This is a genomic window from Psychrobacter sp. A3, from assembly GCF_028823565.1.
Classification (GTDB): Bacteria; Pseudomonadota; Gammaproteobacteria; order Pseudomonadales; family Moraxellaceae; genus Psychrobacter; species Psychrobacter celer.
In genome coordinates this window covers 1-22,819 of record NZ_JAPEHS010000007.1, presented here as the reverse complement: position 1 = coordinate 22,819, position 22,819 = coordinate 1, and the positions used below count along the sequence as shown (strand labels likewise).

Sequence of the window (22,819 nt, the reverse complement as noted above, 5' to 3'; positions counted from 1 at the left end):
CTTAGTCCCTCATGCACCCCTAAGTATGTTCCTTTAGGCGGCGGGTTTACCAATACTCTATAGGCGAGTGTGGTGCGAGCCATAAACAACCTTTTTATTCGCTATAGACTAGGGCGTATACAGAAGTTGTTTATTCTTTTAACAATCGTCTACTTCGATACTTACTTTAGTGTAGAACGTCTGAAGCAAAAGCGTAACATCTAAATTCATTAATCATGATGGACGGCAAATACTTTAGGTTAAACGGTAAACAAAAGGTACGAGCTTAAGGATATTGGCGGGTTTAACCCACTAATATCCTTTAAATTGTTTTAATAGCCTATTTATATATAAAATCGAGCCATATTTATGGTTGCCGCTAAAATAGTTTTACTAATTGGGGTAAAATAGCGGCCATGACTGCTTCTACTCCTCTTTTACCCCGCAAAATCATTCATATTGATATGGATGCTTTTTATGCCAGTGTCGAACAACGTGACTTCCCAGAGTTACGAGGTTTGCCTTTGGTAGTCGGCGGTGACCCAAGCGGGCGCGGGGTTGTCGCAGCAGCCAGTTATGAGGTGCGCAAGTTTGGTGTGCGCTCAGCGATGTCATGCTATGAAGCGCGTAAACGCTGTCCTGAGGCGATATTTGTTCGGCCACGCTTTGAGGTTTATCGGGCGGTCAGTCGTGATATACGCCAACTCATGCATCGATTGACGCCTCATGTCGAACCGCTGTCATTGGATGAAGCCTATCTGGATGTCACCGGCTTATCTATACATAAGGGCTCAGCGACGTTGATGGCCAATTGGCTACGAGCGCAGATTTTGGCGCACACAGGGCTGACCGCTTCTGCTGGCGTCTCATTTAATAAGATGCTGGCCAAGATTGCCTCTGATATCAACAAACCCAATGGTATCGCAGTTATCCCACCAGCCGATGCCGATGCGTTTATTAGCACCCTTCCCATCGAGCGCTTTCATGGTATTGGCAAAGCCACTGCCAAGCGCCTTCACGCCATGGGCGTGCGCACGGGTGCTGATTTGCGGCGCTTGCCAGCGGCGGCATTGGTACAGGAGTTTGGAAAACGTGGTCAGTTCTATCATGATATCGCTCATGGCCGCGATGAGCGTACGGTCAAGTCGCAGCGCACGCACAAATCCGTAGGCTCTGAGACCACCTTTCGGGACAATCTTGACGACGATGCTGAGCTAAAAGTACAAATTTATGCACAAAATGAAGACGCGTTTGATCAAATGCAAAAAAAACAACTGGTCGCGCATACCATTACTTTAAAAGTTAAATACGCGGATTTTACTCAAGTCACGCGCTCACACACGTTATCGACGGCCTTTGATAGCGCCGAATCCGCCTATTATTGGCTAGACAAGCTGTTTTTGGACATCCCGCGTCATCTGCCCATACGTCTGGTCGGTGTGACCTTCTCTTCATTGATGCCCGCCGCCCTGCTCTTGCCTCAATTAAAACTATTTGAATAGATGAGCCTGATTGATGTCTGATTGATAGTTACCTCAAGCCACCAGTATGGCTGTCAGGTTTTTGTGGCAGCACTCGCGGTCATGACGACATGGCCGTAATAACGTGGTCGTTATGACACATTATGCCTGTGAGTCACTCAATGAGACATGCGTTTATCCTGTCATTTCTGCTACAATTACGCTCATATCATCCTTCACCACTCTTCATTGAAAGACCCATTATGACCCACTCCCACGCTGTAGATTTAGATCGCCATACCATGACTGACACCCATAAAAACAATAATGACTTAGACTATCTGAGTGTTAATGATTATGACTATGAGCTGCCAGATGACTTAATCGCCCGCTACCCGCTAGCGCAGCGCTCGGCCTCAAGATTATTGTATTTACCCGCCAGCAATCCTGCCATTGTGGCAGATAGCCGTGCCGAAGACCGCATGTTTTCTGAGTTGCCAGATTTACTAAATACTGGTGATCTGATCGTGTTTAACGACACCAAGGTGATGAAAGCGCGCCTGTTTGGACAAAAAGACACGGGTGGTAAGATCGAGGTGCTGATCGAGCGTTTGGTCGATATTGCCGACTTGGCGCCCGCCGCCCTGCATTTGACGACCGCGGATGATCAAACGGTCTGCACTGACCATATCGCACTTGGTCACATAAAAGCCAGCAAAGCGCCCAAGCTTGGACAGCGCTTGCAGCTCGCGGATGGTCATATACATGCGGTTATGATTGGCCGTCAGGATAATTTATTTATCCTAGCCTTTGATGCTCCTATCTTGCCGCAGCTAGAGCAATACGGCGAGCTACCTATCCCGCCATATTTTGAGCGTCATGCAGACGACACGGACAATACCCGCTATCAAACTGTTTTTCATGATCCAGCCAAACTCGCTAGCGTGGCGGCACCGACTGCCAGCTTACATTTCGATGAAATGGTTTTGGATAAACTGGCGGCCAAAGGGATTCATACCGCCTTTGTGACGTTGCACGTGGGTGCAGGCACCTTTGCCCCTGTCAAAACCGACAACTTGCTCAATCACACCATGCACAGTGAATATGCGCATCTACCGCAGGCAACCGCGGATCTGATCAATCAAACCCATGCAAACGGCAAGCAAGTGATCGCGATTGGCACGACGGTCACGCGCGTGCTCGAAACTGCCTACCAAAAGACTGCGAGCACGGGCAAGCCACTTGCTGGCTGGTCAGGCGACACAGATATTTTTATTTATCCAGGCTTTAAATTCGCCGTCATCGATAAGCTACTGACTAACTTTCATTTGCCCAAGTCCACCCTATTGATGCTGGTATCGGCGTTTTCGGGCAAACAAGCAATTGAACAAGCGTACAAACATGCCGTCGAGCAGCAATACCGCTTCTTTAGTTATGGAGATGCCATGCTACTTGAGAAGAAGATGACGACTGAATAAACGGGTGTTTTATACAGTAAATTAACATTTGATACATTGGGCACAACAGTTGTGAAATAAACTGGTAAACTAAACCAGATTTTGTTATAAAAGCACAGATAACCTATATTCTAAGGGCTGCATATGTCTTGTCGTTTATCTCATCGTTTGACTCGCGTACACCGTGCGGTATCGATGGCATTACTGTGTTCGGTAAGCTGTGCCGCCTTTGTCTCTAATGCCCAAGCGGCCACGATTGGCAAGACCGTTGTGACCTCAGCACAGCATGAGCCTCTAAGAGCCAGCATCAGTGTCTCGGACATTCGGGCGGCTGATTTTTCAGCCAGCTTGGCCAACCCTGCTATCTATCAGCAAATGGGGTTGACGCCAACTGACTCAATGAGGGTACGCTTTCAGCCGACCTCAGAAACCAGCGGCCAAGTCTATATCAGTACATCAAAACCTGTTTCTAAACCCTTTGCCGATATTGTGTTGACTATCAATGATCAGGGTCAGCGTAATGTCGTGCCCAAAACATTATTGATGCCGCTCGATGCCAGTTTACCCATCGATACCACCAAAAACATCGTAACAGGCGCAAAAAAGCCCAATCTACCTGCCGTATCCGCCAATAATGCCAAACCTTTGACCCTTAGAAAAGGTGCTCCGCCACCACTGATATCGGCATCAGCTGCAAGCTCATCGACAAGCGCTCCTACGGCCGTCAAACGGTCCGCGCCCAACGTGCAACTACCGAATACGCAAGGGGCCAATACACAAAGTGCAAGTATTCAAACGCAAGTTACCTCAGCTGGAATGCCTGCCAAGACATCTGTATCAGCAACTGACCACCTAGTCTATACGCCTAGCCGTTTAGACAATGGGCGTTTGGCAAATGACTTTGAGCTCACGGCCGCCAGTCCAGCGAAGAGCAATGCTAGCCGACCTAACCCTGCCAGCCGCTTGGACAATGGCCGTTTGGCTCAAGAGCAAACGGCCTCAAGTGTTAGCACCGCGAGCGAAGCATCACCTGCTACGCAAAACACGCTCGGCACAGCGCAAGCAGACAACGCATTAGATACGCTAAATATTCAAGTCACGCGTCAGATACAGCCGAGTCAGCAAAAAACCACGGGTGTGAGTGCCAGTATCGTAGCTGCCGCCCCAAAAAACGACGCAGCTCAAGACAACCAAACCGCCGAGCAAGCGGCTTTGAGCACAGCGCATACGGCAGCGGCAACGGTAGTCGGTAGCAACATACCGGCTGATACTGCCGCGCCCTCTCAGCCAAGCACCAACAATCAGACTGCACCTACAAACCACGTGGCAGCAGACTCTATAGCAGACGCCAAAACGCAAAGCACGGCAAACTTTCAATATCAAGTACAGCGCAATGACAGCTTATGGATCATTGCTCAGCAGATTGCCCAAGAAAACAATGTCGATATTCAGACCGTGATGAAACAGATTCAATCACAAAACCCCAATGCTTTTATCAATAAAGACGCAGACCAGCTCAAAGCCGACGCCAAGCTAAATCTGCCGAATTATGATGTATTGCCATCACAGCAAGCGCTAGAGGCCGCTATCAGCGCCCAAAAACAAAAATATCGTCGGCGGATAAATACCCCTGTCGCACAGCCAGCGCCTAAAGCAAAGCCCCATACAGCTAAAGCGCAAAACAACTCAGCGCCTGCAGCCAAGCCACAAAAAAAACCAACCATTACCAAGACCCTGCCAAGAGCGCAGTTTTCTGTATTGGCTCCAGGACATGATGGCAATGCCGACGGCACCCAAACCAAATCAGCGGCGGCCACAGGCAATGGAATTAGCACAGACATACTAGCTACTTTAAAAGCATCACGGCAAGCGGCTGCCTCTCAGGCCCAAAGCTTATCCAAGACCAGTAGCGCACTTGACAGTTATACGCGAAAAATTCAATTACAGAATCAAAAATTGGCAGAGCTGCAAGCTCGTCTCAAAAAACTACGCAACCAATAATTGCCTGATATAGCAGCGTATTATGCTGTGATCATAGGCGTGGGAGTAACAATGGACAATATGCTATACATCATCGCCGGCTTGGTACTGATTGTATTAATAGCGGTTTTAGTGATACGTAAAAACAAAGCGCAAAAACCTTCGGCGCAGCCTTATGTCAAGTCAGATAGAGATGCCGCGGCACAGACACCAGCGCCAAAAGCAAGTGCGCCCGTACAAACTGACGTCAGCAGCGAAAACAAGTTTGACCCCATCACCATTGCCCAGCGCTTTATAGATCAGCAGCGTTATGACAAAGCGATTGAAACACTCAATCGCGGCTTGCGCGAAAAGCCTAATGACAGTCAGCTTTCTTTAAAGCTGCTAAGCATCTATGCGACGATCAATCAATCAGAGAATTTCAACAAAGTCTATGACACCATCAGCGCGCAAAATGACCCAAAAAGCCTTGCCTTAGCAGATGAGCTAAAGACGCTGTTTTTTGAAGAGCAAAATCAAGTCGCCGCGCAAACCGCGCCCGTTGAGCAAGCTGCCGACTTTGAAAGTATAGATTTTGATCTGCCAACGACACATGCCAGTCCCAACCATGATGTGGCAACTGATGATATCAGCGAGAGCGATGCTTCCTTAGCTTCTTCTGTCGAGACCCCAGCCCTATCAGAGCAAGTGCTGGCAGATGATAATACCGACACAGATTTTGCTTTGACGCTCAGTGATTTGGAAGCGGATTTAGATGAGCCGGCACCGGCAGCAGAGCCTACCACGGCAGCTGACGAGAGCACTGCGGCCACAGAAGTGGCTGAAGAGACAGATTTTAGCGAATTCGACTTTGGTCTTGAGGACATTGAAACAGCGCAGCCAGAGTCATCTGATGTCTCAACCCAAGCGGACAGTGTCGAAGCGGATACCACTGAAGCGCTAACGCTAGATGAAGAGGATTTCGTCTTAGATTTTGATGATTTAGTGACAGATATGGATTCAGAAGATGCTGCTGATAAAACAAGCACGACTGACCATATGACTGATGCGACCGCCCAAAGCCGCGACGACGACTTTGCCTTGTCCTTAGACGATTTGGATGACGCAGATGACTTAGACAGTGACCTAAACAGTGACCTAAACAGCGACCTAGGCAATGACTTAAACGCTGCATCAGAGACGGCACTCGCAATTGAGACAGAGTCTGACTTAGCTGACTTAGATGTTGAACCAAACACTGATGAGCCTGTGCTTGATCTAAGCGATGAGGTAAGTGGCGAATTAAGTGATGACAGTATCGATATTGATGACTTAACATTAGACAGTGACTTTGCAGACAGCAGTGATGACGCTACCCCTACTTTGACAGCAGCCTCTGAGCTGACTTCGAGTAGTCCCACATCGTTTGATGATAATACATTGATCGATGATGACTTTGATCTTGATACATTATCAGATGAGTCGCATACGGCAGCGAGCCCAGTTGCCCCAGTAGCAGCTCAACCTGCCGAGAGTATTGAAAAAGATAACGCTGAGGACTTCTCAGCACGGTTTGCCGCGGATTTTGACTTTGTCCAATCATTAGACAGCAATCAGGTAGCACTAGACTTGGCAGGTCAGTACCTGCAGCTAGGCGAGTACGATAGTGCCAAACGCTTGCTCAATGAAGTCATTTCTCAAGGCACTAGTGCACAGCAGCAGCAAGCGCAGTCGCTACTCGAGCGCACAGCGTAATTAAAAAGCAGGCTTTTTTATCAGCAAGTATTCTTGTGCCTTGAGAATACTTGCTTTTTTTTGCATTGAGCCTTTATAGTAGGGTCTGATTTAGCTGACTATTGATGCAGTTGCGCAACTCATTGAGCAGTTCATTTGAGCGATTGAGCTGGGGCTCCCTAGTTCTTATTTTTATTTACTTTTTATGACGGCGCCGACTATGCCCTCTTCTGTTATGACCAAAACGCTTACTGATCCCATCCAGCTGATTTATGCAGGCGGCACTTTTGGCAGTTATGGCCGGCCATTAGCACCGCTACCAGCAGAGGTGTTTTTACCAACGTTACAAACACTGCTAGCAGAGCCAGACCATGCCCACCATCTGCCGCCAATCTCTTGGCTAGACAACACTTTAATTAAAGACAGTAGCCAATTAACGCCTGTCGATTTTGTGCATTTTTACCAGCTGATACTAGCCGCCTATGCGCAGGGGCACAGACGTCTATTTGGCAGAGGCCTTTGCAGGGAGTGATATCTGTGTGGCGGTCACTGGCAGTATGCGCCCGCTATTAGACAGCGAGATGCTACATACCTATAGCGTTGATACGCATAGCGATGCGTGGGGCAACCTAAACGATGCGTTAAAACTGGCAGCAGCGGGTGAGTCAGGAGTGAAAATTGCCTTTGGCGGCGAGTCTTGGCCTGCACAAACGGTACAAAAAATCCATAGTCATGATCTCATGGCGTTTACTGGTCACTCTCGGGCAGCCTATCCTGCCAATAGTTATATAAAGCACTTGCCAGACGCCCGCCGCCAACACTGGCTCGAGGACCAACAAGAAATCAACAAAAGCATCGATGCTCGTGCCAAGCAAGCACGTATTCATGCTCTGTATTGCCTCCCCAACGCTACTGAGGTTATGAGCAATCAGCTACAAGCCCTACTTTCTCAGCCGCCATGTGGCATTATCTTATTAGGGTTTGGTGCAGGTAACGTGCCCTATTCAGCTGATTTGGCACAGGCATTGACCCTTGCGCATCAACATGGGCATATGGTGGTTTGCGCCAGTCAATCGCCTTTTGGCGGCGTGAGTGACAACTATGCGGCTGGCAGTTGGCAATATGAGTATCATGTCATTGCTGGCGGCCGGTTGACCATTCCAGCCATCTATGCGCGATTATTGTGGCTGCTGCTACGGTACGACAGTCCTACCAGACGCCGTCAACGCTGGACAAACAATGTCAGCCAAGCCAGCATCACCATCAAAAAGCGCTGATTTGATCGGTCTTATTACGACCATAAGAAATCCTTACCATTTACTTTATAAGCCACACATTATCATGCCTGAGATACTCCCTATCGAAACCGCCAGCCAACCCACTTACACCCTAGCAATCGCTATTGAGTTTTTGGGTACGCAGTATCACGGCTGGCAGCGGCAACAAGAAGTGCTGGGTGTCCAAGAAGCCCTCGAAACCGCTATCGGCAAAGTCGCCAATGAGACCGTAGAAGTCGTCGCCGCAGGGCGTACCGATGCCAGCGTCCATGCCAGTAATATGATTGCCCACTTTACCACCCATGCCTATCGCCCGACTCATAATTGGCTTCGCGGTGTAAACAGCCTGCTCCCCGACGATATTGCACTGCGCTGGATACAGCCTATGCCGAACGACTTTCATGCACGGTTTGGCGCTATCGCCCGTCGTTATCGTTATATCACCCTCAATCAACCCCAGCGCCCTGCTATCTTAAACCATCAAGTCACTCATATTTATGAACCACTTGACTTGGCCGCCATGCAGCAGGCAGCAGCGGATATCATCGGTACGCACGACTTTAGTAGCTTTCGCGCTGCCGCTTGTCAGTCCAATCAGCCAGTGCGCTCAGTCAGTCATGCCAGATTGTTTGCCCATGGCCAGTTTATCGTGTTTGACATTCAAGCAGATGGCTTCTTGCATCATATGGTACGCAACCTAATGGGCACCTTGTACGCTATTGGCAAGCACGAGCTAGAGCCGGCTGATTTTTTGACTATTTTGGCCAAAAAAGACCGTACGATTGCACCACCGACTGCCTCTGGTGACGGCCTATACTTTATCAATGCTTACTATCCCGAGCATTGGCAAAAACTATTGCCCACCGCGCCTCTTACGCCCCTTTGGCTAAACCTGCCTGACTGATATACATATCGATTACAAGCTGTCAAGCCAAAACCAGGTTCTGTATTGCTTTAATACGCTAGCTTGCGTATAATATGGGCTTATTTTTAACTGATTGATACAAAATTATGGCAAAAGACGATATTATCGAATTTGAAGGCGAAGTCATCGACACCCTTCCAAACACGTTGTTTAAAGTTCGTTTAGAAAACGGACACGAAATCATCGCGCATATCTCTGGTAAAATGCGTAAACACTATATCCGTATTTTGACTGGCGATAAAGTCAAAGTCGAGATGACCCCCTATGACTTATCAAAGGGTCGTATCACCTATCGTGGTAAAAACTAATTGCGATAAAAATCGACTTTAATAAAAACGATTTTATTAAACAGTGGTGACGATTACGCGGTTATGACAAATCTCATCATTACCAAATGACGCAGTACTTGCTAAGACGTTTTTAAGAGCATTTTTGTGAATGCTTGGGTGGTTTAACAGATAATAATAATGAAAATGCAAACCTACTCATTATTGGCTATCAATGTTTTGTCTTACAAGTTAGTCAGGTCAATATAAAAAAGATATGGCGAGACTCGAATAAGTTTTTTGCGGCATCGAGCGGCGCTGGCACAGCATGCAAGAAGCATTTGTACCAATCTCGCGAATTTATGCTGTGTATCTTTTTTATTTAGTAATGACTATATCCGCCATACCCGCATAAAAATACCGCTAACTGATGGTTAGCGGTATTTTTTTGGCGCGTTCATAAAAACCCGCCTTTATAAGCAAAAAACTTTGATGGTTTCATGCTCTTTGTCTTTTGCCTGAAGCTATTTGAACTCTACCGTAGCCCCATCTTGTATGACACCCAATAGCGCCAAGGCATCCCAGTTGGTCAGACGCACGCAGCCTGCAGATGCTTGACGGCTGATACGGGCAGGGTCCGGTGAGCCATGAATACCATAAGAGGGTTTACTCAGGCCAATCCATACAGAGCCGACTGGGTTGTTAGGGCCTGGCGGCAAGATAGCTTTGCTCCCATCATTGGCAGTATAAGTATAGTTGGGCTCATGAACCTTGACCTCTACTGTATGCGTGCCTGATGGTGACGGGGTGGCCGTACTCCCTACTGTCGTCGGATAACTGGCAATCAGAGTCCCTTTATCATCGTACGCATATAGCGTCTGGGTGGTTTTGTCGGCGACCACACGGCTGACGGGCGCGGTGTTAGGGTTTCCTGGATTATAGACCGTTATGGTCTCACCCGCTGAAAAACTGGCATTAGGGTTTAGGGTTTTGAGATATTTTTCACTCATGTGAAACTTCTCTGCCAATGCCTCTATCACATTTTCATAGTACAGACCTTCTAGCTCCGCTTTTGCGGTAGCACCCGCTGGGATAGTAGTGGTTTTGATATCGACGTCCGCGTCTGTCAATTGGTAGCTGACCAACACAGGCTGCGTCATAAGCGCCTTATCACTCGTGAGAGCTTGCCAAGTCTCGGTATTTAGAGCTTCTGTGACACTTAGGCCATTGGCTTTTTGAAAGGCTTGCATGGCTTTTTTGGTGTTTTTGCCCCAGTATCCATCGACCGCACCCACGCCACTGTGGTGCCAGTTTAATAATGCTTGTAATTTGGTGCCAATCGTCCGATCGATATTAGTACCAGGCGTCCAGCTGGCGTCGTTTACTTTTTTTGCCATCGCTGGCAGACCATCGGTGCTGTACTTAATGGTAGGAAGCAGTTTATTAAGCGACATCGACGTTTTGTTATCGCCAGTCAGCTTTTGACTGACGCCGTTGGTAACTGGGCTGACGTCTTTAGTGGCGGCGGAGCATCGCCCACGGCATTGTCTGTATCGGCGATAACGCTTTGCCCTATCAATACGGCAGCTGACAATCCAACCGCGGCGAGCGCTGCGCTGACTTTATTTAAATAATACATGTGTGCTCCTAGCATTTTTATCAAGTTTTATTGTTATATCAATTATTTTTATCAGATTGTTTTTTATAAGTTGTATACGTGAAATATGGTGCCATATCGGTCTGTGAGCATATAACACCTTTATGTTAATAAGACTGGCCTTCTGCACAAGCTGTGTTAATAAAAGTACTTTTTTGCGGATAACAGGTTGATTATGTTACTACCCAGCGCAGCCAACTATTAAACAAGTATAAAAAAACCCATAAACTGCAGAGCAATTTATGGGTGCTAAATTTATAAAATATGACGATTTATCAGTCAAAAAACGAGCAGTCAGACTTTAAATGAGTCGTCAGACTTTGTATATGGCTTTTTGTAGAACGCGATATCACAGAGCCTTATACCAATTTTGCCAAAACGGCTTGTCCCATTTGCTGACAGCCAACTTGGGTCAATCCGGCTTCACTAGGATCTAAAATATCGAGCGTACGAAGTCCATCATCTAGCACGTCGCTGACTGCTTGTTCAATGGCTTGGGCGGCCGTTTCTTGTTTAAAGGTATAGCGCAGCATCATAGCAACAGATAATATCGTCGCTAGTGGGTTGGCCTTATCTTGCCCTGCGATATCCGGTGCCGAGCCATGACAAGGCTCGTACATGCCTTTTCCTGACGCATCAAGACTGGCTGATGGCAACATACCAATGGACCCTGTCAGCATCGCAGCTTCGTCAGATAAGATGTCACCAAACATATTGCCCGTCACCATAACGTCAAACTGTTTTGGGTCTTTGATCAGCTGCATACACGCATTATCAGCATACATATGTGATAACGCCACATCACCATACTCAGCCTGCTGCATCTCAATCATCGTCTGCTTCCACAGCTCAGTGACCTCTAAGACATTGGCCTTATCCACTGAGCAGACTTTGGCAGCACTACCTGTCGCGGCTGCCCGCGTTTTTGCCAACTCAAATGCCACCTTGCCGATACGCTGAATCTCGCTTGTGCTATATACCATGGTGTTATAGCCTTGCTGCTCACCATTATCTAGCGTACGAATACCGCGCGGCTCCCCAAAATAGATCCCGCCTGTCAGCTCACGCACAATTAGTAGATCGAGACCTGAGATGATTTCAGGCTTAATGCTCGAGGCATTGGCCAACTGGGGATACAGCTTTGCCACACGTAGGTTGGCAAACAAGCCAAGCTCACCGCGAATCTTTAGAAGACCACGCTCAGGACGCTTGCTGCGCTCGATACCATCCCATTTTGGACCACCGACCGCGCCTAGTAATACTGCATCGGCGGCACGGGCACGAGCCAAGGTCTCATCTGGTAAAGGCTCGCCTGTCGCATCGATGGCGACGCCGCCGATCAGTCCAGATTCGAGGGTCAAATTTAACGCAAACTTATCATTGACGGCATTTAATACATCAATGGCTTGGGTCATAATCTCAGGGCCGATGCCATCGCCCGCTAGTGTCAAAATCGTTGCCATACTGATCCTTTTTCATAGGTTTTTATTGAATAATATTGCTATGGGTTTTTGCTGAAACGTACCAAAAGATACGCCCTCGCTACAGCGTATTTCGCGACTTTTAAGGCGTGCCTTTATCCCAAAACTGCGTTAAACATGAAACAAACGACAGTCAAGCAGGCTATCTGGCATAGATAGATGACCTCAACGTATTAACCAGATTTTTATATACGGGTTTCTACAAACTCACCTCGATGCTTGCTATCTAACTGCTTACAAAACCGGCGCTGTACGGTACTACCCTGTAGCAGATCAATGCATAAAGGCTCGGGCGACGCGGTCTCTAGCAAGCTGCCTGACTTGTTACTGGTTTTTTTTTGATAAGCACGTAACTGATAAGTCCCTGCCTGAGTAAAATCATGAATCATGGCAAAACGCTCAACATAGCCCACGTTGTTTTCTGGATAGAAGTTGACGTGAATTTCGCGCTTGGCTGGCATGACTCTGGCATAGTAATTGGTCAATCCTGGCATTGCAGAGGCGGATAGCGGCACTATCTTGATCGACTTTTTATTGGCAAGCGGCGTCATCTCTGCACTGGTTGGGGCTTTTTTTGTGCCCTCTGCAAGCGTCATCACCATGGCTGGATTTACCGGCTCGTGACTGTCAGGAGCGATGACGAGTGTTTTATCTATCTGCACGATTTCGCAGTGATAGGTTCCAACACACGCGATACTTACCTCGCCTGCGACTGGCTGAATATGGCCTGCCCATACTTTGGCATTTTCGGCTTCATCGATTTTTTGATAACCGGTTAATAGCTGGCAGCCTGACATTAAAAAACTGGCAGCAATCACTGTACTGGTCCACAAAGCATAACGTGTTTTATTCATAATGGCGGCTACTATTAATAATAAGGAAGATAAAAACAACACAACGACCCCCTTATTTTAGCCAGTTCACCGCCATAACTCAACGCTGCATTACTATTGTTCAGCACTTTACTCACCGTGGTTTAAAGGCGCTTTGTTTATGCTTGTACGTCATTAAACACCCAAGGTGTTTTTTGTTTCATCTTGTCCTCATACGCTCTGATGGCGTCGCCTTGCTGCAAAGTCAGTCCGATGTCATCAAGACCATTTAACAAGCAATGCTTACGAAACTCATCGACCTCAAAAGCGTACTCTTCACCGCTTGGAGTGATGACCACTTGACGCTCAAGATCGGCGGTGAGCTCATAGTCTTCATTGGCCATGGTCGCTTTCATCAATTCATCGACAATCTCTTCGTCTAAGACGATGGGCAACATACCGTTTTTAAAACAGTTATTATAAAAAATATCGGCAAAGCTTGGCGCAATAATCGTACGAAAGCCATATTCTGACAGTGCCCAAGGCGCATGCTCACGGCTTGAGCCACAGCCAAAGTTTCTGCGTGCCAGCAAAATGGTAGCACCTTGATAGCGGGGCTGATTTAAGACAAAATCAGGGTTGATCGGGCGTTTACTATTATCTTGCCCCGGAAACCCTTCGTCCAAATAACGCCAGTCGTCAAATAGATTGACGCCAAAACCGGTGCGCTTAATGGACTTTAAAAACTGCTTGGCGATAATCTGGTCGGTATCGACGTTTGCGCGATCAAGTGGGCAAACGATACCCGTTTGGGTGTTATAAGCTTGCATAGTTTTTCCTATCAATTCAATGAGGGAGTTATGGATGGACGGTCTTAAAACGTACGCACATCGACAAAGTGACCCGCCAATGCTGCTGCTGCTGCCATCGCAGGACTAACCAGATGCGTACGACCGCCGTTACCTTGACGGCCTTCAAAGTTACGGTTAGAGGTTGAGGCACAATGCTCTCCAGGCTCTAGCTTATCGGCATTCATCGCAAGGCACATCGAACAGCCAGGCTCACGCCACTCAAAACCCGCCTCCGTAAAGACGGTATCCAATCCTTCTGACTCTGCCTGTTGCTTGACCTGCCCTGAGCCCGCCACCACGATCGCCTCTTTAATATTGTCAGCGACTTTGCGGCCTTTGATGACCGCAGCAGCATCACGCAAGTCTTCGATACGCGAGTTGGTGCATGAGCCAATAAAAATACGATCAAGCTGGATATCGGTAATCTTTTGCCCTGCACTTAGGCCCATATAGGTGTATGCGCGTAGCCAGCCTTCTTGTTGCGCCTCATCGATAGCTTCGTCAGGTGTCGGAACAGACTGAGTAACATCGACGACCATTTCAGGTGACGTGCCCCAAGACACCTGCGGCGCAATCTCACTACCATCAATCTCAATTACGCTATCAAATACGGCATCATCATCTGAGTATAACGTACGCCAATAAGCTTCGGCTTGCTCCCACTGCTCCTCGGTCGGCGCATAAGGACGACCTTTGACATAGTCAATCGTTGTATCATCGACCGCCACCATACCAACGCGTGCGCCCGCCTCAATCGCCATATTACAGACGGTCATGCGCCCCTCCATGCTCATGTCTTCGAACACTTGCCCTGCAAATTCAATGGCGTATCCTGTGCCGCCTGCCGTACCGATTTTGGCAATAATCGCTAGCACCACATCTTTTGGTGTCACGCCAGCGCCAAGCGTACCATTGACTCGGATTTGCATATTTTTTGATTTCTTTTGAATCAAACACTGAGTGGCTAGTACGTGCTCAACCTCAGAGGTACCGATACCATGCGCTAAACAACCTAGCGCGCCATGAGTGGCGGTATGTGAATCACCGCAGACCACTGTCATACCGGGCAACACCAAGCCCTGCTCAGGACCGACCACGTGCAAAATACCTTGACGCGCATCATTGATGGTAAACTCAGCAATATCGAACTTGCTACAGTTTTCATCCAACGTCAGTACCTGCAGGCGCGATACGTTGTCTTTGATACCCGACACGCCCTCTAAGCGCTCTTTGGTCACTGTTGGGACGTTATGATCTGGGCTTGCGATATTCGCAGACAGACGCCACGGTGTGCGATTGGCCAGCTCTAAGCCTTCAAAGGCTTGCGGACTTGTCACTTCGTGCAGCAAATGGCGATCGATATAAATCAGGCTCGAGCCATCATCACGCTTGGTGACTTCGTGAGCGTTCCAAAGTTTGTCATATAACGTTTGACCGGCCATATTGCTATCCTTTATTGATTGCTAATTGCTAATTGCTCAGTTTTTCACTTACTTACTATTTTAACTGACTTACTACTTTCACTTACTTACTATTTTTACCTGCTTGCTATCGGTAAGCAAAAATGAGGTCTAGTCCAGTTGGTATGTCCTATCTCTACGCCAACGCTTTGTCAGGTCGGCATACTTATCTAGTATTTATTGCTAAAAACTGCGCTTAAAACAAGCGTTATACGAAAAAACACCGCCGTTTATGCAATAAATATGTGACAATACGTCTCGATGTCTTGTGATTATAGCAGGCTAATCCTATAATAATAATTGATGATTTTTACATAGACACAAACTTTTATTTCTAATACATTGTGATTGGGTCAGCCAACTTTTATTTATAGCTTACAAAGTAGCTAAGGACATCCGTTTGAACACCACAAATTTGACGACATTCGTTACCGTTATGCACACTGGCAGCATCTCAGGCGCAGCCGAAAAGCTGTTTATCACTCAGCCTGCAGTCAGTAAACGTATCAAAAATTTGGAAGATGAGTTTAACATCACTTTGTTCGATACTGTCGGACGCGGTATTGTACCCACGCAAGCGGCGACCGAAATGCTGCCGCATGCCAAACGCTGGCTTGAGGATTATGAAAACTTCAAGATAAACCTGCAGCACTCCCAGCATATTGTCTCAGGTAAGCTGATCATCGGTACCAGCCATCATATTGGCCTACACCATTTAGCGCCTGTCCTCAAACACTTTATCCAAGCGTATCCTGCCGTCCAGCTAGAAGTGCATTTTGTCGATTCAGAGGCGGCACACAAAGCAGTATTAGATGGTGACTTGTCACTGGCGTTTGTCACTTTGCCACCTGTCTACGACAAGCGGCTAACCTACCATACGCTTTGGTCTGACCCTTTATACTTTATGACAGGCACTTTGTCACCATTGGCGACCAAATCCAATGTGACGCTCGAGCAGTTGGCTCGCTATCCTGCGATTTTACCGTCGGCCAATACCTTTACCAGTCAGATTACGCTGGCTGAGTTTGCCAAGCATAACCTCAAGCCTTATGCGACCATGAGCACCAACCCATTAGAGTCTATTCGTATGCTGGTCTCTGTCGGTCTTGGCTGGTCGGTACTGCCGCAGACCATGATCAGTCAAGACTTAGAGCGTATCGATATGGCGGACAATATCGAGTTACAGCGTTATTTGGGCGTGGTCATCAATCCAAAGCTGACTCAATCTAGCAGTGTGACGGCGCTATTGGATTTATTATCCCCTATCGATTAATAAAGTGATTCATACTATATAGCATCAGTCAAGCCGCATAATTCTTGTGCCTTACCACTAGCATACACGCCATTCGCATTTGTAGTAGTCATACGTTATAATACGCTTGACGTTGTTTTTATAACAAAAATTTACCATATGAACACTGATAGTCATATATTGAACACTTCGAGTAATATATGATAGGTGTCAGTAGGTTTAATGGTTTTAAATGATTGGTTATATTGGCGACCAATATAGTTATATAACTATAGGTATATAACTGGCAAATGCGATAAAGCGAAGCATCGACTTTTTGATTTGCTCCTTATTGAATGACAATCTTTATTGACTACGCCATGTGCTATTTATGAGCGGATGATTTGGTCAATAATCGCAGTGTCATGATCTATATACCTTCGCCCTAGAGCAACGCCAATCATATAAAACTAACAGCAGATATTGAATCAAAGCCATTATGTCCTACTTAATGGCTTTTTTTGTCTTTAGATATTGTTTTGGACAACGTCTTGTAACACTTACTCTTTATAGTTAAAAATAATTACCGCCAACAACGTTGGTTAAGGACAATTTATATGAACGGAGTTTCTAGTGGCGTGCTGATATCGCTTGCCGCCTATTTCTTAGTGATGATTGGGATTGGCATTTATGCTTACTTTAAGCAGGCCAATGACACAGAAGGCTATATGCTCGGTGGCCGTAATCTCAGCCCAGCAGTAACGGCACTCTCAGCGGGTGCCTCAGATATGTCAGGCTGGCTATTGCTTGGATTACCAGGCGCTATGTATGCCGATGGCGTGGTTAGTGCTTGGATTGCCATCGGTCTGACATTGGGTGCTTTTTTAAACTATATCATCGTGGCACCGCGTCTTCGGGTGTATACCGAAGTAGCTGACAACGCTATTACCCTACCCGATTACTTCGCCAACCGCTTTGAAGACAAGTCGCACATGCTACGTGTCATCTCAGCCGTTGTCATCATTCTATTCTTTACCGTCTATACCGCTGCAAGTCTTGTAGGGGGTGGTAAACTGTTTGAAAGCTCATTAAATCTATCTTATAGCACAGGCCTATGGGTCACCGCTGGTGTGGTCGTCATTTATACCTTGTTTGGTGGTTTCCTTGCCGTGTCGATGACGGACTTTGTACAGGGTGTCATCATGCTGTTTGCCATGGTGATCGTCCCTATCGTTGCCTTGACAGATCTGGGCGGCGTATCAGCCACGACTGATGCCATCAGAACCATCGATCCTAGTATGCTCGATATCACAAGCGGCATGACAGCACTTGGTATCATCTCGCTACTCGCTTGGGGATTAGGCTATTTTGGTCAACCGCATATCATCGTGCGCTTTATGGCGATTCGCTCAGTGCGAGATGTTCCAACAGCGCGTAACATCGGTATGAGCTGGATGATTATCAGCTTGATCGGTGCTTGTGTGACGGGTATCGCCGGTCGCGCTTACGTACAAAAAACCGCGATGACCCTAGATGATCCTGAGACCATCTTTTTGGTATTCACGCAGTTTTTATTCCATCCATTGGTTTCAGGCTTCTTGTTAGCGGCCATCTTGGCAGCGATCATGAGTACCATCTCATCTCAGCTATTGGTGGTATCAAGCTCATTGACTAAAGATGTGTATAAGCTGTTTTTTGATAAAGAAGCACCAGAGGCGCGCCAAGTACTGGTCGGCCGTATTTCTGTGATTGTCGTCGCTGTCATCGCTATCTTATTAGCGTCGAACCCAGACAGCTCAGTACTGAACCTCGTTTCTAACGCTTGGGCAGGATTTGGCGCGGCATTTGGCCCGCTCGTTATCTTTAGTCTGACATGGCGCGGTATGAACCGTAACGGCGCTGTCGCCGGTATGGTCGTCGGTGCCTTGACAGTCATCCTATGGGTCTATGGTCCATTTGAGATGAATGGCATACCACTAAATAGTTGGTTATACGCCATCGTTCCAGGCTTTATTTTAAGTACCATTGCTATCTTTGCAGTGAGTATCATGACTGGCGGTCCAAGACCTTCGGTATCTGCCAAATATAAAGAGATGGAGCTGAATTTAAACAAATAAGTTCATAAACTATCGAACACTAAAAAACCCTCCCAAGAGATGGAGCTGAATTTAAACAAATAAGTTCATAAACTATCGAACACTAAAAAACCCTCGCTATCCGAGATAGCGAGGGTTTTATTTGGCTAATACAAAACTGATAAGATACTTAGAAAGTCTTGGTTAATAATACCGTCGCTGATTTTTCATCACGATCATCATAATAACCAAAGTTACTAGAGGTCGTTTCATAGTCAAACACCAGTCTTGGAGTCAGACCAAGCACCGTGATATCACGCTTCCAGACTTGTAGACCTAGTGAGGTGGTTTTATCCTCGCGTTTTGTACCCGGCTTACCGCCCACTGCATTATAGTAGCCCAACCATGCACCACTACCAGCTGGATAGGCATCTGCAGGATCTTCGTACTCTTTGATACCATAGCCTGCTGTCGCAAGGGTAGATATACCGTGCTTCCATTCACGCCCCCAACCGACATTGACAGAATTGCGATCGTAGCTGATGATGCTTGATTTGGGGACATCGTTTTGGTAATTACCCAATCCACCATAGAAGTACTCTTTGGCATCTTTGATATAAAATGCGTTTAGGCCAAGGAACTGACCATCGGTTTCTCGGTTTTTATTGTCGTCATCCTCAAACGTTTCATTGGACAAAATACCGGTGGCCGTCAATTTCAACTTTGGTTTTACCCAGCGTGAGCCGCTGACCGTAACCCCTTTACGTAGGCTATAATCTTCTTCATCGTAATACCGCTTGGTCACAAACGGCGTGAGTGAGACATCATTTTTGGCATCATCATAACCAATACCAGCAGAAGCGGTCAGCAGATAATCGTTATAATCCGTCTCATCCCAGTAGCCTTTTAGTGAGGCATTTCCGCCTACGGTTGCATAAAAATTCTCAGGTAAATTAAAGCGCTTATTGGCACTGCCAGACACCTGAATACCGTTGGCCGTTTTTTGTTCGATTGAACGCCCCAGACTAGATTGAATAGACTTAGACGGCGCGTCATTGATATTGCTATCTCTGACATAGCTGGCTGAGGCGTTAAACTTCCATTTTTCTGAACTATTTATTTGAGCCAACGATTTTTGAACTCTCGCCATCACAGGCGCTGGTAAATCAACCGACTGTAGCTTTAAAAACTGCTCTTTTGCGGCGGCATACTGCTTATCTGCTTGCATGGCAATCGCCATATTTAGGCGTACAGGGTGAAAATCTGGATCTGCTGCGAGCATCTCACGGTAGATTGCAATGGCTTGCTTGTTTTTGGCTTCACTGCGATATATTAAGGCGTCAGCGAATTTGATGAGCATGGGATCATTGGTTTTAAGTGCTTTATAATGCGGCAATACTTCTTTTACCGTGACCATATCTTGCGCGGCTAATGCATCATTTAAAAACTTACTAAACGCCGCTGGGTTGGCTTTTAACGCCGCCAAATTGTATGTCGTGGCGGCAGCAAGTTGCTGACGACTTTTGATGGCACGCTGCGCCTCTGTATCAGAAACCGCGGTAGATGGCGCTGTGGGATCTGATACTGCTGTTTGATTTTCACGTTTGAGCAGCTCAGTTGCTTGATCAATCTCAGGCTCTATGTCTGGTGGCGCATCTTCTGCCATGACGGGGACAGAATAAGCCATCATTAGTGAAACACAGAGCGTAAGAGGTTTGAGCATATGTTGATTATTCATGGGTATCCTTACCTAAGTATGATCATTAATCTTCCAAACTTAATCATCCTAAGGGATTTTAAGCGCTTAAGCGAGCAAAAAAGCGTCCTAAGACGCTTTTTCGTTTGGGTTGTACAGTCATATTCCTTTATTGCTTTTCGGCGCCAAAGGTTCCTTGAAAGGTCGTGCCTGTTCCTGGCGTGGTACCTGTTCCTGCTACATTACCAGGTTGAGCTTCTTGATAAATGCCTCCTAGGAACTTTGCACCATCACCATAAAAACCACCTGATGTCGCAATATTGTCCTTACTACCAGCGAAAGTATTTCCGGTAATATTAGCACTGATGCCAATGTTTTTATTAATACCAGCAAATGTCAGCTCACCTGTCATAGAATCATTGACGAAATCTACATTAAATGTCGATGTGCCATTGACCACTGGGTCTTTGATAGCGCCTGAGCCTAAATGCAGATTGTCCATGTAGGTGGCCACGCCAGCATATTGAACATTACCATCAGTTGGCATATTCTCAGTTGCTTGGCCCATAACGTAGACATTGGTATAGCGTGATTTCACCCCACTACCGATACCACTTTCTTTAACAAGATCGCCGTAGACATGGCCTATTTGCATCTGTGTGTCAAAGTTTCTATACACAGAGTCGTAATTATATTTTAAATCAATGTCACCAATGATAGATCCTACGTTTTTAAAAGTAGCAACGTTCTTATCCTTAGATTTCATGAAACCACTATCAGCATCAAAGGCGACATCATTATTTCTAACCGTTGTAATCATAGCAGGTTGCTTGAATTTGTTAGGTTTAACAATATCAAGACGGGCTGCAAACTTATCATAGCTTGGCAGATTATCTACAGCACTATCTTCAACTATGGTCGGTGTCGTCTCTTCACCTTCACCCGTTGTAGTGGTAAAGGTTTGATTATCTGTCACAAACTGACGATAACCAATCGCGTCATCGGTGCCTAAGCCTGATACGCTACTAATGGTATTGCTCATAACACCTGTTACTGCTTTAGGTTCTGGTACTGGCTCTGCGCTTGGGTCCACCTTAGTGGCACCATAAGTACCTTTACCATCAGCAACTTGATATACACCGCCTAAAAGCTTGGCATCTTCTCCAAAGAAGCCGCCCTTTGTATCAACGCCGTTCCAACTGCCAGCAAAACTATTACCATCAATCTCAGCTTTGATAACCTTCTCGCTAACGCTAGAGCCATCAAAGGATAACGTCCCATCGACTTGGCTATCAACAAAATCAACTTTGAATTCTGAAGTACCAATGATTGGATCTTTTCCAATGATCTCATTTTCACTATTGCCGATATAACTGGCTACACCGTTATAGTCAACTTTACCATCGTTAATTTCGTTAACGATATTGTACTGTGACAACTCCTTCATATACTGCATATCGGTATTATCTGTACTGTTACCTTGCACATAAGTATTAGACAAGGTATCTAATCGAATACCATTATTAGAAGTCTTGAGATCGCCGTACAAATGACCAACCTGCATCTGATCATCGTAATTTTTATAAACTGAAGTATATTTAAAACGTCTGTTCAAATACCCTGCTCCCAACGAATACAGAGAGCTCTTTTTAAATCCTTCTCCGTAGTCTTCATCAGTTGCGTCTCGTAACTGGAAGCCAGTAGTGGTATTTGAATCGTAACGTTTAGAACCAGTTGCTATTAAATCAACGTTGAGCTCATCGTAGTTGGAAGAAGTATTGGTATTAATAGCACTATTGTCACTGCCCGAAATGGTATTTTGGAAACCAGAGACAGTAGCATTCGCAGCTACAACTGGATTGTTTGGCGCTGGTGGCAATTGTTGTGCGGCGGCCAAAGCATCTTCAGCAGCTTTGGCTCTAGCCTCAGCCTCTAATCTTGCCGTTTCAGCCACATCAGCGCGTGCATTCGCTTCTAGCTGTGCTTGTTCAGCATCGGCTGCTTGTTGCTTGGCTTCGGCTACTTTCTGTGCGGCCTCTGCTTTGGCATCACCGATGGCAGCTTGAGCTGCAGCTTCAGCTTGGATCACAGCCTCTTCTGCTGCAGCTCTGGCATTCTCAGCGGCTAGTCTTGCGGCTTCTGCTGTCGCTGCGGCTTCTAGAGCAGCGGCTTCGGCCGCTTCGGCGGCGGCGGCGCGTTCTAAGGCGGCGGCGAGTTGATCTTCACCATTACCGGCGTTTGCTAAGTTTTCTTCTGCTTTTGCTAGGGCTTCTTGTGCTTTCACAGCGTCTGCTTGCGCTTTTTCTGCAGCCGCTTGGGCAGCAGCAGCTTGCGCTTGAACACCAGCGATGGCTGCATTGGCTGCATCCGCATCTGCTTGTGCTTTTATCGCTGCTTTTTCTGCTGCGGTCTGCTTGTCACTCTTGGCACCATAGGTACCTTGAGCGCCATTACCTTCATAAACACCGCCTAGATACTGAGCATCTCCACCAAAGAATC

Annotated in this window: 18 protein-coding genes; 10 read left to right on the top strand and 8 right to left on the bottom strand. The window is 46.7% G+C overall.

What is annotated here, in order from left to right; translation table 11 throughout:
- Positions 1–395: 395 nt before the first annotated feature.
- From dinB to infA, 8 genes are all read left to right on the top strand, one after another.
- The gene (gene dinB / locus NK638_RS02290) at positions 396–1,481 is read left to right on the top strand and encodes a DNA polymerase IV (RefSeq protein ID WP_274631777.1); all 1,086 of its coding nucleotides are present in this window, start codon (positions 396–398) and stop codon (positions 1,479–1,481) included.
- 260 nt (positions 1,482–1,741) lie between these two features.
- Positions 1,742–2,917 (top strand): tRNA preQ1(34) S-adenosylmethionine ribosyltransferase-isomerase QueA, encoded by a 1,176-nt coding sequence (queA, locus tag NK638_RS02285; RefSeq protein ID WP_446739798.1) that lies wholly within the window; start codon positions 1,742–1,744, stop codon positions 2,915–2,917.
- Between the two features lie 123 nt (positions 2,918–3,040).
- Positions 3,041–4,897 (top strand): type IV pilus assembly protein FimV, encoded by a 1,857-nt coding sequence (locus NK638_RS02280; RefSeq protein WP_274631775.1) that lies wholly within the window; start codon positions 3,041–3,043, stop codon positions 4,895–4,897.
- Between the two features lie 51 nt (positions 4,898–4,948).
- Positions 4,949–6,610, top strand: a complete 1,662-nt coding sequence (locus tag NK638_RS02275; protein ID WP_274631774.1) for a FimV/HubP family polar landmark protein — start codon at positions 4,949–4,951, stop codon at positions 6,608–6,610.
- Between the two features lie 199 nt (positions 6,611–6,809).
- Complete coding sequence (locus NK638_RS02270) at positions 6,810–7,121, top strand: hypothetical protein (protein WP_274631773.1); 312 nt, start codon at positions 6,810–6,812, stop codon at positions 7,119–7,121.
- Complete coding sequence (locus NK638_RS02265) at positions 7,096–7,866, top strand: asparaginase domain-containing protein (protein WP_274631772.1); 771 nt, start codon at positions 7,096–7,098, stop codon at positions 7,864–7,866. Before NK638_RS02270 ends, NK638_RS02265 begins: the two co-directional genes overlap by 26 nt.
- 64 nt (positions 7,867–7,930) lie before the next feature.
- Positions 7,931–8,770 carry a tRNA pseudouridine(38-40) synthase TruA gene (gene truA / locus NK638_RS02260; protein ID WP_274631771.1) on the top strand — a complete coding sequence of 280 codons (840 nt, stop codon included), beginning with the start codon at positions 7,931–7,933 and terminating at the stop codon, positions 8,768–8,770.
- A 107-nt stretch (positions 8,771–8,877) separates the two neighbouring features.
- Complete coding sequence (infA, locus tag NK638_RS02255) at positions 8,878–9,099, top strand: translation initiation factor IF-1 (protein ID WP_021814850.1); 222 nt, start codon at positions 8,878–8,880, stop codon at positions 9,097–9,099.
- Between the two features lie 482 nt (positions 9,100–9,581).
- Here the strand turns inward: infA and NK638_RS02250 are convergent, their stop codons facing one another.
- The 6 genes from NK638_RS02250 to leuC form a co-directional block, all read right to left on the bottom strand.
- Positions 9,582–10,511, bottom strand: a complete 930-nt coding sequence (locus NK638_RS02250; protein WP_274631770.1) for a L,D-transpeptidase family protein — start codon at positions 10,509–10,511, stop codon at positions 9,582–9,584.
- Positions 10,512–10,531: 20 nt separating this feature from the next.
- Positions 10,532–10,696: a hypothetical protein gene (locus tag NK638_RS02245; RefSeq protein ID WP_274631769.1), complete on the bottom strand. Its 165-nt coding sequence runs from the start codon at positions 10,694–10,696 to the stop codon at positions 10,532–10,534.
- Positions 10,697–11,073: 377 nt separating this feature from the next.
- Positions 11,074–12,177 carry a 3-isopropylmalate dehydrogenase gene (gene leuB / locus NK638_RS02240; RefSeq protein ID WP_105246303.1) on the bottom strand — a complete coding sequence of 368 codons (1,104 nt, stop codon included), beginning with the start codon at positions 12,175–12,177 and terminating at the stop codon, positions 11,074–11,076.
- A 203-nt stretch (positions 12,178–12,380) separates the two neighbouring features.
- Positions 12,381–13,049 (bottom strand): hypothetical protein, encoded by a 669-nt coding sequence (locus NK638_RS02235; RefSeq protein ID WP_274631768.1) that lies wholly within the window; start codon positions 13,047–13,049, stop codon positions 12,381–12,383.
- A gap of 137 nt (positions 13,050–13,186) precedes the next feature.
- Positions 13,187–13,837 carry a 3-isopropylmalate dehydratase small subunit gene (gene leuD / locus NK638_RS02230; protein WP_274631767.1) on the bottom strand — a complete coding sequence of 217 codons (651 nt, stop codon included), beginning with the start codon at positions 13,835–13,837 and terminating at the stop codon, positions 13,187–13,189.
- A gap of 44 nt (positions 13,838–13,881) precedes the next feature.
- The gene (gene leuC, locus NK638_RS02225) at positions 13,882–15,300 is read right to left on the bottom strand and encodes a 3-isopropylmalate dehydratase large subunit (RefSeq protein WP_105246307.1); all 1,419 of its coding nucleotides are present in this window, start codon (positions 15,298–15,300) and stop codon (positions 13,882–13,884) included.
- A 418-nt stretch (positions 15,301–15,718) separates the two neighbouring features.
- Between leuC and NK638_RS02220 the strand changes: the two genes are divergently transcribed.
- Together NK638_RS02220 and putP are read left to right on the top strand one after the other, a co-directional pair.
- Complete coding sequence (locus NK638_RS02220) at positions 15,719–16,591, top strand: LysR family transcriptional regulator (RefSeq protein WP_075101606.1); 873 nt, start codon at positions 15,719–15,721, stop codon at positions 16,589–16,591.
- 575 nt (positions 16,592–17,166) lie between these two features.
- Positions 17,167–18,666 (top strand): sodium/proline symporter PutP, encoded by a 1,500-nt coding sequence (gene putP / locus NK638_RS02215; protein WP_274631766.1) that lies wholly within the window; start codon positions 17,167–17,169, stop codon positions 18,664–18,666.
- Between the two features lie 148 nt (positions 18,667–18,814).
- On the opposite strand, the gene NK638_RS02210 is transcribed toward putP, so the two are convergent.
- Together NK638_RS02210 and NK638_RS02205 are read right to left on the bottom strand one after the other, a co-directional pair.
- Entirely contained in the window at positions 18,815–20,362 is a 1,548-nt protein-coding gene (locus NK638_RS02210; protein ID WP_274631765.1) for a surface lipoprotein assembly modifier, read from the bottom strand.
- A 127-nt stretch (positions 20,363–20,489) separates the two neighbouring features.
- Positions 20,490–22,819: transferrin-binding protein-like solute binding protein (locus NK638_RS02205; protein WP_274631764.1), on the bottom strand; the 2,330-nt coding region annotated here is incomplete at its 5' end.

Bases quoted from the DNA above. Each gene is read 5' to 3' on its own strand.
- dinB (WP_274631777.1), top strand. From the start codon at position 396: ATGACTGCTTCTACTCCTCTTTTACCCCGCAAAATCATTCATATTGAT.
- queA (WP_446739798.1), top strand. From the start codon at position 1,742: ATGACTGACACCCATAAAAACAATAATGACTTAGACTATCTGAGTGTT.
- NK638_RS02280 (WP_274631775.1), top strand. From the start codon at position 3,041: ATGTCTTGTCGTTTATCTCATCGTTTGACTCGCGTACACCGTGCGGTA.
- NK638_RS02275 (WP_274631774.1), top strand. From the start codon at position 4,949: ATGGACAATATGCTATACATCATCGCCGGCTTGGTACTGATTGTATTA.
- NK638_RS02270 (WP_274631773.1), top strand. From the start codon at position 6,810: ATGCCCTCTTCTGTTATGACCAAAACGCTTACTGATCCCATCCAGCTG.
- truA (WP_274631771.1), top strand. From the start codon at position 7,931: ATGCCTGAGATACTCCCTATCGAAACCGCCAGCCAACCCACTTACACC.
- infA (WP_021814850.1), top strand. From the start codon at position 8,878: ATGGCAAAAGACGATATTATCGAATTTGAAGGCGAAGTCATCGACACC.
- NK638_RS02250 (WP_274631770.1), bottom strand. From the start codon at position 10,511: ATGTCGCTTAATAAACTGCTTCCTACCATTAAGTACAGCACCGATGGT.
- NK638_RS02245 (WP_274631769.1), bottom strand. From the start codon at position 10,696: ATGTATTATTTAAATAAAGTCAGCGCAGCGCTCGCCGCGGTTGGATTG.
- leuB (WP_105246303.1), bottom strand. From the start codon at position 12,177: ATGGCAACGATTTTGACACTAGCGGGCGATGGCATCGGCCCTGAGATT.
- NK638_RS02235 (WP_274631768.1), bottom strand. From the start codon at position 13,049: ATGAATAAAACACGTTATGCTTTGTGGACCAGTACAGTGATTGCTGCC.
- leuD (WP_274631767.1), bottom strand. From the start codon at position 13,837: ATGCAAGCTTATAACACCCAAACGGGTATCGTTTGCCCACTTGATCGC.
- leuC (WP_105246307.1), bottom strand. From the start codon at position 15,300: ATGGCCGGTCAAACGTTATATGACAAACTTTGGAACGCTCACGAAGTC.
- putP (WP_274631766.1), top strand. From the start codon at position 17,167: ATGAACGGAGTTTCTAGTGGCGTGCTGATATCGCTTGCCGCCTATTTC.
- NK638_RS02210 (WP_274631765.1), bottom strand. From the start codon at position 20,362: ATGAATAATCAACATATGCTCAAACCTCTTACGCTCTGTGTTTCACTA.